This window comes from Dyella sp., assembly GCF_035685805.1.
In the GTDB taxonomy this organism is placed as follows: Bacteria; Pseudomonadota; Gammaproteobacteria; order Xanthomonadales; family Rhodanobacteraceae; genus Dyella_A.
On the sequence record NZ_DASSAB010000038.1, the window covers coordinates 173,230 to 185,873 of the forward strand.

Annotated in this window: 15 protein-coding genes; 5 read left to right on the plus strand and 10 right to left on the minus strand. The window is 68.2% G+C overall.

Going from position 1 to position 12,644, the window contains the following annotated elements; all coding sequences use genetic code 11:
* The first annotated feature begins 52 nt into the window (after positions 1-52).
* Positions 53-592, plus strand: coding sequence for a DUF421 domain-containing protein (locus tag VFG40_RS10620; RefSeq protein WP_324897323.1), 540 nt, complete (start codon positions 53-55; stop codon positions 590-592).
* Positions 593-728: 136 nt separating this feature from the next.
* Here VFG40_RS10620 and VFG40_RS10625 read toward each other — a convergent pair whose 3' ends face one another.
* The 6 genes from VFG40_RS10625 to VFG40_RS10650 form a co-directional block, all read right to left on the minus strand.
* On the minus strand, positions 729-1,955 hold the full coding sequence (locus VFG40_RS10625) for a PQQ-dependent sugar dehydrogenase (protein ID WP_324897324.1): 1,227 nt from the start codon (positions 1,953-1,955) through the stop codon (positions 729-731).
* Between the two features lie 172 nt (positions 1,956-2,127).
* Positions 2,128-2,643 (minus strand): SRPBCC family protein, encoded by a 516-nt coding sequence (locus VFG40_RS10630; protein WP_324897325.1) that lies wholly within the window; start codon positions 2,641-2,643, stop codon positions 2,128-2,130.
* The gene (locus VFG40_RS10635) at positions 2,621-2,986 is read right to left on the minus strand and encodes an ArsR/SmtB family transcription factor (RefSeq protein WP_324897326.1); all 366 of its coding nucleotides are present in this window, start codon (positions 2,984-2,986) and stop codon (positions 2,621-2,623) included. Before VFG40_RS10635 ends, VFG40_RS10630 begins: the two co-directional genes overlap by 23 nt.
* A gap of 365 nt (positions 2,987-3,351) precedes the next feature.
* Positions 3,352-3,567 carry a hypervirulence associated TUDOR domain-containing protein gene (locus VFG40_RS10640; RefSeq protein ID WP_324897327.1) on the minus strand — a complete coding sequence of 72 codons (216 nt, stop codon included), beginning with the start codon at positions 3,565-3,567 and terminating at the stop codon, positions 3,352-3,354.
* 163 nt (positions 3,568-3,730) lie between these two features.
* Positions 3,731-4,006, minus strand: a complete 276-nt coding sequence (locus tag VFG40_RS10645) for a DUF3253 domain-containing protein (protein ID WP_324897328.1) — start codon at positions 4,004-4,006, stop codon at positions 3,731-3,733.
* A 137-nt stretch (positions 4,007-4,143) separates the two neighbouring features.
* Positions 4,144-5,142 carry a mechanosensitive ion channel family protein gene (locus tag VFG40_RS10650; RefSeq protein ID WP_324897329.1) on the minus strand — a complete coding sequence of 333 codons (999 nt, stop codon included), beginning with the start codon at positions 5,140-5,142 and terminating at the stop codon, positions 4,144-4,146.
* A 311-nt stretch (positions 5,143-5,453) separates the two neighbouring features.
* On the opposite strand from VFG40_RS10650, the gene VFG40_RS10655 reads away from it, so the two are divergent.
* Complete coding sequence (locus VFG40_RS10655; protein WP_324897330.1) at positions 5,454-5,885, plus strand: nuclear transport factor 2 family protein; 432 nt, start codon at positions 5,454-5,456, stop codon at positions 5,883-5,885.
* 335 nt (positions 5,886-6,220) lie between these two features.
* Positions 6,221-7,369 carry an AI-2E family transporter gene (locus VFG40_RS10660; RefSeq protein ID WP_324897331.1) on the plus strand — a complete coding sequence of 383 codons (1,149 nt, stop codon included), beginning with the start codon at positions 6,221-6,223 and terminating at the stop codon, positions 7,367-7,369.
* Between the two features lie 778 nt (positions 7,370-8,147).
* On the opposite strand, the gene VFG40_RS10665 is transcribed toward VFG40_RS10660, so the two are convergent.
* Positions 8,148-8,534 carry a DUF6404 family protein gene (locus VFG40_RS10665; protein WP_324897332.1) on the minus strand — a complete coding sequence of 129 codons (387 nt, stop codon included), beginning with the start codon at positions 8,532-8,534 and terminating at the stop codon, positions 8,148-8,150.
* Between the two features lie 146 nt (positions 8,535-8,680).
* Positions 8,681-9,412 carry a phosphatase PAP2 family protein gene (locus tag VFG40_RS10670; protein WP_324897333.1) on the minus strand — a complete coding sequence of 244 codons (732 nt, stop codon included), beginning with the start codon at positions 9,410-9,412 and terminating at the stop codon, positions 8,681-8,683.
* 499 nt (positions 9,413-9,911) lie between these two features.
* Here VFG40_RS10670 and VFG40_RS10675 point away from each other — a divergent pair, with 499 nt between their 5' ends.
* The gene (locus tag VFG40_RS10675; protein ID WP_324897334.1) at positions 9,912-10,349 is read left to right on the plus strand and encodes a DUF2846 domain-containing protein; all 438 of its coding nucleotides are present in this window, start codon (positions 9,912-9,914) and stop codon (positions 10,347-10,349) included.
* Positions 10,350-10,446: 97 nt separating this feature from the next.
* Positions 10,447-10,689: an SDR family oxidoreductase gene (locus VFG40_RS10680; RefSeq protein WP_525931241.1), complete on the plus strand. Its 243-nt coding sequence runs from the start codon at positions 10,447-10,449 to the stop codon at positions 10,687-10,689.
* A gap of 60 nt (positions 10,690-10,749) precedes the next feature.
* Here VFG40_RS10680 and VFG40_RS10685 read toward each other — a convergent pair whose 3' ends face one another.
* Positions 10,750-11,232 carry a pyridoxamine 5'-phosphate oxidase family protein gene (locus VFG40_RS10685; RefSeq protein ID WP_324897335.1) on the minus strand — a complete coding sequence of 161 codons (483 nt, stop codon included), beginning with the start codon at positions 11,230-11,232 and terminating at the stop codon, positions 10,750-10,752.
* Positions 11,233-11,392: 160 nt separating this feature from the next.
* The gene (locus VFG40_RS10690; protein WP_324897336.1) at positions 11,393-12,640 is read right to left on the minus strand and encodes a sugar-transfer associated ATP-grasp domain-containing protein; all 1,248 of its coding nucleotides are present in this window, start codon (positions 12,638-12,640) and stop codon (positions 11,393-11,395) included.
* Positions 12,641-12,644: the final 4 nt, after the last annotated feature.

Below are 12,644 nucleotides of genomic sequence, written 5' to 3' on the forward strand. Positions count from 1 at the left end.
CGGCGACGCCCGCTGCGTGCGAGCAGCCAGTCCGGCGCGATGGAGGTTCCGCTTGCAACATATCTTTTTCGATGATGCCGCCTCGGTGCTGCGCACGCTGGTGATCGGCGTGTCGGCGTACGTGAGCCTGATCGTGCTGCTGCGCCTGTCGGGCAAGCGCACGCTCTCGAAGATGAACGCATTCGATTTCGTGGTGACGGTCGCGCTCGGCTCTACGCTGGCCACGGTGCTGCTGAGCAAGAACGTGACCCTGGCGCAGGGCGTTTCGGCCTTCGCGCTGCTGATCGCCATGCAGTTCGTGGTGACCTGGTCGAGCGTGCGGGTGCGCTGGGTGCGTCGGGTCACCACCGGCGAGCCGAGCCTGCTGCTGTTTCGCGGCCAGTTCCTGACCTCCGCGATGCGCCGTGCCCGGGTCACCCGGGACGAGATCTGCTCCGCCGTGCGCGCCTCCGGCTGCGGTTCGCTGCAGGCGGTGGAGGCCGTGGTGCTGGAAACCGATGGCTCCTTCAGCGTGGTCGCTGAAAGCCAGGCCGGTGACCGGTCCGCGCTGCAGGGCATGGCGCAGTCGCGATCGACACAGCGAGAGGAATGAACTCGCGGATGAGGGGCGCTTCTCGAGCCCATCTAGCGGCTGGCGCCGTCGACGCGTGAGCGGCAGGCGAGGACGCGGCCGGCCACCGCAACGCGTTGCGTGACCCGGCCGCCTCCGACGTTGCTGCCGAGGCCGCTTATTTCGGCGTGAGATGGAAGAGGCCGCCGGCGGCGTCGTCCTCGAGCATCCAGAGCGAGCCGTCGGGTGCTTCTTCGATATCGCGCACGCGCTTGCCCACGTTCCAGCGTTGCGCGGCGGTGGCACCGCCCTTGCCGTCGAAGGTGACGCGGACGATCGACTCGGTCGACAGGCCACTGATCAGCGCGCTGCCTTTCCACTGCGGGAACGCGTCGCCCTTGTAGAACATGAGGTTGCCCGGCGCGATCACCGGCGTCCAGTAGATCACCGGCTTGACCAGGTCGGGCCGCGTATCGGGGCTGGGGATGGGCACGCCGTCATAGTTGCGGCCGTACGAGACCAGCGGCCAGCCGTAGTTCTTGCCGCGCTGGATCAGGTTCAGCTCGTCGCCGCCGCGCGGGCCGTGCTCGAGTTCCCACAGCCGGCCATCGGGACCGAAGGCCATGCCATACGGCGTGCGATGGCCGGTGCTCCAGGTCTCCGCCGGCGTCAGGTTGGGGCCGGGGAAGGTGTAGGTGCTGACCACCGGCGCGGTCTTGGCCTTCTCGGTATCGGCCGGCGGATCGATCAGCGGAACGCTGCGCGCGCCGGCCTTGCCTGCGCCCGGATTGCCCGGCGCGGGCTTGCCATCCAGGGTCAGCCGCAGGATTTTTCCCACCGGCTGATCGGGATCCTGCGCGGGGGTGAAACGCTGGCGGTCGCCCACGGTGAGGAACAGGTGCTTGCCGTCCGGCGAGAAAGCGATCTGGGCACCGGCCTGACCGCCCTTGCCCGCGGGCATCTGCTGCCAAAGCACCTTGAAGTCGTCCAGCCGCGGCTGCGCCCCGTCGAGCACGAGTCGTCCCCGACCCAGCGTCAGGCTGCCGCCGTAGTCGCCCGGCGCGACGTAGGTGAGGTACACGTTGTGGTCGGTCGCGTAGTGCGGAGACAGGAACACCCCGAGCATGCCGTTCTGGCCTTGCACATAGCTCGGTGGCACGCCTTTCAGTTGGGTCTTGACGCCTTGCGCGGTGACCAGTTGCACGCGGCCGACTTTCTCGGTGACCAGCATGCGCCCGTCAGGCAGGAATGCGATCCGCCAGGGCAGATCGAAAGTCGCCACCCGGGTGATGGTGAAGGGGAGGTCGGGGTCCGCTTGCTGGTTGCCCGCGTTGGTCTGCGCGTGGGTCGCGCCTGCCAGCAAGGCTGCAAGCAGTACCGCGGTCGTGAGCTTCTTCATCTGCATGGGTGGTGGCTCCGGATGGCTCGGAACATCTTAGGGCCGTGGTGCCAATCCGGTGTGATGGTTTTTTTGCCAAGGGATACGGCGCGCTGTCGGCCGGGCCAACTCACCCCGGGCGCGGCTGCCCCGGGGCGAGTCCGTGCGATCGGCTCGGGATCGCGTGGGCCGGGAGCTCTCAGCCGCTCGCCGCCATGGATGAGTCGAGCAGGTCGTTCAACTGCGCGAACTGCTCCTCGGTGCAGCTGGTGCTGCCGGAGGCCATGGCCTCGTCGAGCGCTTCCTTCGACGGGTGGAGGTCGTGCATGACCACGCGCGTCTGCCCGTCCTGTTCCTCGAAGGTCACCGTGGTGATGGCGCCGGGTTCGCCGCTTTCCTCGTTGGTCCAGACCACCTTGGCGTTCGGGATCACCTCCAGATAGCGGCCATGGAACGCGGCCGGCTCTTCGGAGCATGGGTGGCCGAACACGAGGCGGTAGGTGCCGCCGGTGCGGACGTCCATCTCGCAGGCCAGGAACGTCATGCCGACCGACGTCGGCGCCCACCACTGGCGGAACAGCTCCGGCTTCGTCCACGCCTCGAACACCAGGCGGGCCGGCGCGTCGAACATGCGCGTGACCACCAGCTCGCGGTCGGAGATCCGCTGTACGTCCACGCGGCGGTTGTCAGTGCTACTTGTCTTGCTTGCGTCCACGGGCCTGCTCCTGTCGTTTGAGTTCATCCAAGACGCCATCGAGCGAGTCGAAGCGCTCGCTCCACAGCCGTTGATGGTTCGCGATCCACGCGGCCTCCTGCTCCAGTCGGTGCGCACCGAGCGTGCAGGTGCGCACGCGACCGACCTTGCGGGTGGCGACCAGGCCCGCCTGTTCCAGCACCTCGACGTGCTTCTTCATGCCGGTGAGCGACATCCGGAACTTGCCCGCCAACTCGGTGATGGAGGCGTCGGCGCGGGCGAGCTGCTCGAGCACGCCGCGCCGGGTCACGTCCGCCAGTGCGGCGAACGAGGCGTTGAAGGCGGCGGATTGATGCTGAACCATGTGGTTCAGTGTTGCGCAACGACTGGCCCGGCGCAAGTGCACGAATCGACGGGCGTGGCGACAGGCATGCGTGGTGGCGCATCAGGTCGTTGGGGCTGCGTCCCGGCCCGCACGGCGGGCGACAGAGCCGTCCGTGATGCGCGATGACGTGGCAGCGCGATCGCTGCGTCCACTCGCCGGCCAGGCTGTGCGGTGGAGCACGCGAACCGCGTGGTGACCGTGCGACCGCACTACTCGTGCGCCGTCTCGGCACCGCCGCCGCCCGTGTCGATGAGTGACCGGCCGATCGCCGCGTGCATGACTGCGGGCGCCTCGGCCGACGCGCCCCGACGACACCGCGGCGTGCCGCCGGCGCGGGCGCTTGGTCAGTCCTTGCGATGCTTCAGCGCATCGGCGGTGTGCGCCGCGCGTGCCCCGGTCTTGTCGCTCACCACCAGATACTCCGGGTGCGTTTTCGACGCGGCGACGTGGTGCTGCTTGATGTCGGTAGGGTGGGTGAGCTTCTTCTCCACCGTGCCGTGGGTGACGCCTTGCGAGGTGTGCCAGCTGACCTTGTCGCCGGGCTTGAATGCATCGGACATGGGCTTCTCCGGGTACGTGATTGGAACGGCCGTACACGTGTAACGGGTGGGCGTGGCTGCTCGATCGGTGATCCGCACCACGGGGCCGGCCATCGTGGGGAGGGTCGATACACGAGGGCGACGCCGGTGTGAAATGCTGCCGCCAGAGGGGGCGCTTGGTGGCTCAAGGCGCTTTGCCGCGATGCAGGCGGATCGGCCCGTCACCGAGCTGGTCGGGAGACAGGGTGACGCCGTGCCGGCTGATGCGCAGGCGACCGCTGCGCGCCATTGCGGCGGCCACCGCGCGCACCTGCGGCATCACCGCGCGCCAGCGCGTCTCGTCGTCGGGGAACAGGGCGCGCGCCACCTCGGACGGGCAGATCGACGCGCCGTCGGCGCGTTTCTCCAGGGTGGCCAGCACAGCGGTTTCGATGGTGCCGGGTGAAAGCTCGTTGCTCATGGGCTTCTACCGAAATGTTCTGAAGGCAGGGGCCGGCCCCGCGAGCGGCCGCGACCATCGTGCGGACACCACGGACGATATTCGGCCAGCGACAGCAACTCCGGCCCGCTGCTGGCGCGGTTTCGTGGCGCCGGCGCTTACTCCCGTGGTGCGTCGGGATCGAGCAGGTTGTCACGCTGGTTGACCTGGTCGGCCGCGATCTGCCGGCTAATGTCGCGGGTGGCCCGGGTATCCAGCGCCTCGTCGCGCCGCAGGGCGGGCGGTACGGACGGTTTGGCCGTGGCCCGCGCTTCGTGCAGCTGCACCCGGTAGATTGGCTCGGGCATGTCCATGCCGGCCGCGTCGAGCGCCGCCTTGACCCGGCGAATCGCCTCGCTGCGTACCTGCAGGAAATCGTGCGCGGCCTGGTCGACCCAGCCGTGGAACGCCACCACCACATTGGAGTCGCCCAGCGAGAGGATCGACGCCCGCGGCGGCGGCTCGTCCAGCACGCCAGCCATGGCCCGCATCTCGGCCGCACCAATGCGTTGCGCCTCGATCAGATCCTCGTTGACACCCACCCCGACCTGGATCTCGAAGCGCCGGCGCGGGTTGCGCGTGTAGTTGAGGATGACGCTGGCGAACACCAGCGCATTGGGCAGCCGCACGTGGTTTCCATCGAGCGTCATCAGCACGGTGGAGCGCGCATTGAGCGACACCACCACGCCCTCGTGGCCGGCGATGTCGATGTGGTCGTTCGGCGCGAACGGCTGGCGCAGGCTGAGCAGGATGCCCGCCAGGTAATTCTCCAGAATCTCCTTGAACGCGAATCCCAGCACCACCCCGAGCACGCCGGCGGTGCCGAGCACGGCGCCCACCAGCGCGGTCGCGTTCATGATCTCCAGCGCGATCAGCACGCCCGCCAGCAGCACCGACCAGCGCACCGTGGTGCGCACCAGCTCGCGCAGGAACGGGTTGGCATAAGCGTGCGCGGTGAACAGGTGCCGCCGCGTGACCCAGCCGCCGAGCCACCATGCCAGCGCGATGACCAGCAGCGCCAGCGCCAGCAACGGCAGCGCGGCCAGCAGCCGATAACCCTGGTCGAGCAGGCGCTGGCCAACCGCATCGAGATGCGTATTCGCGGGTGCAATAAGCATTGCCGCAGCATGCCGCAGGGGAAGTGATCGCAAGGTCCATCTGCCACGCCGGCGGCCCGGGAGGTCGAGCGCGTGCGGTCGGTGGCAGTGCATCGCACCAGAGGAGGCCGCTTGCTCGCTCCATCGCTGCGAAAAAACAGGCATGCTGCGCGTTCGCCCCAAACCGTTGCCCCAGCCCGCACTACCCGGCCGGCACGGACGAGGGTGACGTGATGTTGCTGCGAGCCGGGATGCCGGTGCCGCGACCGAAATCGTCCATGTGCCGTCCGCTTGCAGCCGTTCCATTCCCGCCGTCCCGCCGAGGTGCCCCGATGAGCCAATGTCTGCGACGTGTCCTGTTCACGGTCCTTGCCTGCGTCCCGCTCGCCGCCACGGCGGCAGCCTGCGGCAGTGGGGCAACGGAGCCGGACGCGGTGGTGATGGCGCAGCATCACGCCTACGCGGCGCATGATCTGGACGCGTTCACCGCGTGCTACGCCGATCAGGTCGTGGTGACCGACCTGACCGGGCAGCGCCCGGACGTGGTGGGGATCGCCGCGCTGCGCAAGCTCTACGGCGCGCTGTTCCAGCGGATGCCCGCCCAATTCCACTCCGAGTACCTCGGCAAGCTGGTCAACGGCAACGTGGTGGTGGTGAGCGAGCGCTTGGTTGGCGTGCCGGGCGGAAAGTCACCCACCGGCATCGCGATGTTTCAGGTGCGCGAAGGCAAGATCGATCACGTGTGGTTCGGGCCGTTCCGGTAGCTCCGCCGGCGCGCGGCGTTCGCGTGGGTGCAATCGCGCCGCGCGTGTTTCGGTAATCCACGCGCCGCCACAAAAGCCCTGTGGCTGGCGAGCCGCGCGGGCGTCTGCGGGGCGGCGAAGTCCGGCCGCTGGGCCTGCCGACGAAGGCAGGTCGAGCAGCAGCGCCGAGTCGGCAGGCGCGCTGCCATGTCACCCGCGGTGGCGGGCCGCGAGCCCTTGCCGTGCTGGCGCCGATCGCGATCCGTACGTCGCGGGCGACGCGGCGTGCACGCACCGTGCACCTTCACTGCAGCCGATGCGCACTAGCCTCGTGGAGTCTTTCGGCGAGGCATCACATGAGCGGAGTAACCGACAACGACGATCCCAGGGATTCCTCGGGCCACGGCGCCCCGGACATCGGCGCGGCGATGGTCGGTCCACGGCACGCGCACAGCGTGCTCACGCTGTGGAGCGATCCGATGGGGCGGCTGGCTACCCGGGCGATCCAGGCGCTGCTGATCCTTGCAGTCATCGCGCTGCTGGTGTTGGCGGCGGTGCGTCTGGAGTTGCTGGTGGTGCCCGTGCTGATCGCGCTGATCGTCGCCGCCGCGATGCAGCCACTGATGCACTGGTTCAAGCCGCGCATGCCCAATGCCCTCGCCGCGGCGATCGCGCTGCTGCTCGGCGGCGTGGGGGTGGGCGGCGCCATCGCCTATGCGGTCGTGCGGATGGAGGCGCAGCTGGGCAATATCCAGGACGCGACGATGCAGGGGCTGCAGCAGGCCGGAGATTATCTGCGCGACGGACCGCTGCCGCTGAGCGACGCTCAGATCGCCGGGGCGCGGCAATCGGTGGTCGACTTTTTCACCAGCAGGGAATTCGGCGCCGACGCCATGGCCGGGGTGTATGGCGCCGCGCAGGTCGCCACCTGCTTCGTGCTGGGGCTGTTCGTGCTGTTCTTCCTGCTCAAGGACGGGCCGGCCATCTGGACGTTTCTCACCCGCCCGTTCAGCCCGACCTTGCGCGACAAGGCGCGTGCCAGCGGCCGGCAGGGGATGATCGTGCTGGGCGGCTACCTGCGCGGCACGGCGATCGTGGCGCTGGTGGACACCGTGCTCATCGGCGGCGCGCTGTGGATCCTCGGCGTGCCGATGGCGGTGCCGCTGTCGATCCTCGTGTTCCTCGGTGCGTTCGTGCCGATCGTCGGTGCCACTGTGTCTGGCGGCGTCGCCACGCTGGTGGCGCTGGTCACGGTGGACCTGCATGCCGCCCTGTGGGTGGCCGGCGTGGTGATTGCCGTCAACCAGCTCGAAGGCAACCTGCTTTCGCCGCTGGTGCTCGGCAAGTGGCTGCACCTGCATGCGCTGGCGATCGTGGCTGCATTGACCGCCGGCGCCATCCTCGGCGGCATCGTCGGCACCTTCCTCGCGGTGCCGTTGACCGCGATGGGCTGGGTCATGCTCAAGACGTGGCGCGAGCCTGAGCACGCGGAGGCCGAGCAGTGACCGGATGCCATTGCGCCGGTCCAGGGAAGGGCAGTCGCGGCGGGTCGTCCGGTGCGCTGCCTGCCAACGTCGCATGAGATGCCGAGCACGGCCATGACAGCTGCGAGCCGGCTGCCGCTTACGTGCATCTCCGGCCATGCATGCCGCGTCGCCGAGTGCGCAGTGCCAGTCGGTCGCCGCCAGCACGGGTTCGCTTTGCGACCTCTCGAGCGGCGCTGACCACACCGGATTAGTTCGGTTTTCTTAACCCGTTTTACCCGGCTCCTGCGGCGAGAATCGCGCGGGGGAACCGAGCGTGCCTGAGGATCTCACCATGGCCAGAAACGATGCGGGCGATATCCGGGATATCCGTGAATACGCGGGGCAGGTGCAACGATTGGCGGGGGCGCTCGCCGAGGACAAGGAGTTCGCGCGCCGCCTGATCGATGCCGTGCACAGCGGTCGGAGTGCGGAAGTGGAAAAGACTTTCGCGGAACTCGACGTCTCGTGCGACGTGCGCATCAGCACGGTGGACGGCAGCGATGCTGCTTCCGGCGCTTCCGGCGCGATGGCGCGGGCGGCAACGCCTGCAAAGACCAGGACGATTACCGTGACCATCGGGATCGGACCGTTTTCGATCTCGGTGACGGTGAGGAAAGAATCGAAGTGGGTCGCTCTTCGGGTACCGGCGAGCCGGTACCGCGAGCTCTGTCGGCGCACTGAACATGGAGGGCTTGCCAGCGCCTCGTTGCGTCGGCCGAGGTTCGTGCTGCCGCAGTGTCGGATGCTCCCGGGCGTGTCAGCCGCGCTGGCGAATGCCGGCGAAGGTAGCCCAGTGGGCCAGGCCGTGCCGGCGAGCCATGCGGCGGTAGTAGATGGTGTTGGCGATCGCCATGAACATTGCCACCGCAATGGCCGTCCACCAGAGCATGGTCAAGGTCGGCGCATGGCGGTGGTGCCGGAACAGCGCCATGACGCAGAACACCAGCCACAGGACAAGCGCCAGCACGGCGCCCAGGAGCGCCGAAATGATGCCCAGCGCCGGCAGCCGGAGGAACGGCGGTGGCGGCAGGAAGAACCCCATCGACCAGAGCAGGGTCCACAGCGGCGGGGCCACGTTTCTCCTGGGCATGCCACGGCTGTCCATGTAGTGCAGGTATGCGGCGATGCGCTGTCTGGGTTGCATGCGTCTGGTCCGGGCAGGGCGCGTTTCCATATCGCCGCAGCGACGCTGCGGGACCGGCGCGATGGGGCGATTGTAACGAGCGACACCACGCCCGCGGCCTCGGTCGACCCGCTAGATGCGCTGGCATGCGTCCGGGCCTGTCGTCGTTATCCGGCCGAACCCGGCCGCGCACCCGCGCCGCGACGCAGGGCGCATCTGCCCAGCAGGCAGATGCCCAGCCACGCGATGCCCTCGAAGAAGGCGGCCAGTACGTCGCTCAGGAAGTGCGCTCCGAGATACATGCGGCTCGCCGCAATCAGGGCAACCATCAGCAGCGCCGGGACCACGATCGCCAGCTGGCGTGCAAGCTGGTGCGTGCCCTGCACCAGCCATGCGGCCAGGAACCCATACAGCAGCGTGCTGGCCGAAACGTGCCCGCTGGGAAAGCTGAAGGTCGCCAGCGTGACGATGGGATCGTCGAATGAGGGCCGCGGCCGCGCGACCAGATGCTTGATCAGCGTGTTGATCGCGATGCCGCCGGGCACCGCGAAGAGCAGGCAGAGCAACCAGTCGCGTTGGCGCCGCCGCAGCAGGCAGGCCGCCAGCATCGCGGTGTAGATGCCGATCGCCCACAACTCGTGCGCAGCCGAGAGCGCAAGCATGGCCCGGGTCAGCGCGGGCGTGGCGTGTGCGTGCAGCCAGCGGGCCCACTGGTGATCGATCAGGGTGATGCGATCGCCAGCGATCACGTCCCCGGCCAGGTACGCGAACGCCCCCAGCGCACCCAGGACCAACAGGCCGGCCAGCGCCGGCGACCACGCGCGGTGGCGCCGCGCGTGGCGCGCCGCGGCGATGATCCGAAGACCGAGTCCTCGGCTTGGTGGGCGGCTCGTATGCACGGCGACGCGATGGTGTGGAAAGACTGACACCCTACACGCCGCCCTGTATGCCGGATGCCCACATGCCGAACATGCCGACGACGCGCGCTCACCGGGTCGGCGGGCTCGTGTGGTGATAGGTGTGCCGTGACTGCTTCTGTTCGCGGCTGCGCGGGGAAGGGGCGTTCGTGGCTCCTTGCGCGCGCCGGCAGCGGCGTTGCGGTCGAGATACTGGAGCCGCCCGGAATGCCAGCGAGGCGGCTCCGGGCGCGGCTGATTCGGGTCCCGGCGCGGCCGCTCTCGATCACTTTTTCAGCTGAAAGGGAGGGTCGGCCAAAGCCGTATTTTCTCGATATGGCGGTTTCAAAAACACTTGGCTACGATGCCGGCGCCACCGGCAGGAAACAGGGTGGCGTTAATCCCGCTTGGCTGGAAACCGCATGGACGCGGACGCATTTTCTTGCGTCTTCGGCCGGGTGATTCCACCGAGTGGTGACAATCCACAATCAGGGGGAATCACATGTTTCGCAAAGTAATCGCTTTGGGGTTTTTGTCCGTGGCGCTGCTCATGAGTGGCTGCGCCAGCGTGCCGATGGCAAACAAGTCCGCGGACTCACAGGCCAAGACATTCGCACCCAGTGCTGACAAGGCTGTGCTTTATATCTATCGCAACGAAACCATGGGTGCGGCAATCAAGATGCCGTTGCTGATCGATGGCGTCAGCGTGGGCGACACTGCCGCTCATACCTATATTCGAAAGGAACTGGCGCCTGGTTCGCACACCATCACGTCCAAGACCGAAAAAGATTCGACCGTCACGATCGACATGATCGCCGGGAAAATCTATTACGTCTGGCAGGAAGTGAAGATGGGCATGTTCGCTGCGCGTTCCGCGCTTCATCAGGTGGATGCGGAGAAGGGACAGAAGGGCGTTGAGGAATCGAAGCTGATCAACTGACCCGTAAGGCAAACCCGCGGGAGCCGGTATAGCCGGTTCCCGCAGACCCGGGCACGGTTATCCGCGCTGGCGCGGGGGCTGTGGCGCCGGTGGCTCCATGTCGGCGAACAGCTCGGTGGCCCAGTCGATGAACACCCGCACCTTGGTGCTGAGCTGCCGACTCGGCATGAACGACAAGCAGGTCGAGCAGTTCGACGCCCAGGCCGTGGCCATCACGCCGCTCGGCCGCACCGGCAAGCCGGAGGAGATCGCCAGCGCGGTGTCGTTCCTGGCCTCGGACGAGGCGAGCTACATCACCGGCACGGAGCTGTTCGTCGACGGTGGTCAGGTGCAGGTCTGACGTTAGCGAAACCTGCAACGGAACGGGCCGCCCCGGAAGAAGCGGCCCGTGATGCGTGGCTCAGTGCAGGTCGACGTCGCCGACCTTGTCCTTGTAGTCCTCTTTGGGATCCTTGCCGAACAGCATCTTGACTCCGGCCAGCATGCTCGACTCGTTCAGCCACACCTCGGCGTGCTCGGGATCGAAGCGCAGCAGCACCAGCTTCGGGTCGTCCTTGCCCTCGTACCAGGCGGCGATGAACGGGTTCCACAGGCGGTCGATTACGGCGCGGTCCTGGTCCACCGCGAGGCTGCCGTGGATGCTGGCGAACAGCTCGTGGCCCTTGGCGCTGAACGCGGCAATCGCGCGCCGGCTGCTGCCCAGGTGCTCGACCACGCCGTTGGACCTGCTGGTGAAGAACCAGATCGGGCCGCTCTCGCCTTCCACCACCGCCGTCATCGGCCGCGAGTGGCCGTCTTCCACGCCGTCCAGGCCCAGCATCACGGTGCGGTCGGAGGACAGCGCCTTCCACATTTTCTGTTCGAGTTTCTTCTCGTTGCTCATGGCTATTCCTTCGGGGGCGTAAGAGGGAAGCCACGGTTCTAGAGTGTCGGCCGTGAAATCCACGAAACCGGTGCGTGTGCCGCATGGAGGGAGGCGCGCGTGCCCGGGCCGCGCGGGCGCCCGGGAGGGGTGGGCGCGACACCGCGCCGCGGGCGCGGTGTTACCGGCTTGCGTTGCCGATCGGGCGAAGCGCGTCGCGGCAGGTCTGCACGAAGCGCTGGCGGAAGCCCTGCTCGAGCACCATCTGGATCACGCCGTCCCAGTCGTCGTTGCCCTCGATGATCGACGGTCCGGTGGGCGTGATCGCCACGTCCCAGCCCACCGAGTGGATTCCCGGAAGGTACTCGTGCAGGCGCTTGACCAGCGCCATCGCCTCGGCGAACTGCGGCAGCGGATAGCCGTCGAAACGGATGCCGCTGTCGGGATGCGTGGCGGTTCGGCCGCCGTAGCCGGGCTTGAAGAAACCGTCGCCGCGCAACGTGCCGCGCTGCAGGTCGATCGCCACGATCAGCCCACCGGCAGCCCAGTTGTCCACGCAGCTGCTGCCGGTGCCCACGCGAAGCGCGCCGTAGGCGACGGTGGCGCGGCCGTGTTCGCAGAACGACACCAGCCGCAGCGTGTTCACCGCCCCCGCATGCAGCGCGCTCAGCTGCGCGTGCTGGGCCAGCCGGTGCTGCCACAGGAACCGGCCGCGCAGGCGCGCACGCAGTGCTTCCGGTGTGACCGGATGATCGTCGATCCATGGCTGGCCCTGCGCGTCGATGCGCAGCGGAAAGGCGCCGGCGCCCTGCATGCCGTCGAGCCTCTTGCAGAAGCCGTCCACCGGCGGCTGGGTGCCATCGAAGAGTTGCTCCAGTGGTCCGGCCTCGCGCCCATCCAGCCAGCGCACCTGGGCGCCGTCGAGCATGGCGATGGACCGCGGCGTCGGCACGCCGAGGCTGGCGGCGAACTGGCCGAACAAGAACTTGTCGCGCAGCACGCACACGGTGTTGTAATTGCGCGGGGGCAGGTCCAGGCGCAGGTTGAGCTGGTTGCGCAGCGACTGGAAGCGGCGAAACGACATCACGTCGTCGCGCTGCACCGCGCGCCGGTCCATGCCGTAGACGTAGTAGAACCGGTTCGCCTCGCCGGTGCGCGCCAGCCAGCCGAGCAGCTCGGCGAGTATCCGCAGCCGGCCCTTGCGCGGCTGCTCTGGCCAGTAGCTGCGCGACAGCGCGGGATCGAACATCAGGGCGGCCAGCTCCCGCTGCGTGCGTGTCGCCCGATGCAACGCCGCGCGCCAGGAGCCGGCCTTGGGTTGCGGGCGGCGCGTGGCCGGTTGCGGCGCCGGCCCGGTCTCCACGGTGGGCAGACAAAGCGCCGACACGGTGGCCGCGCCGGGTGCACCCACGCTTCCCTGTTCGCCCATGGCG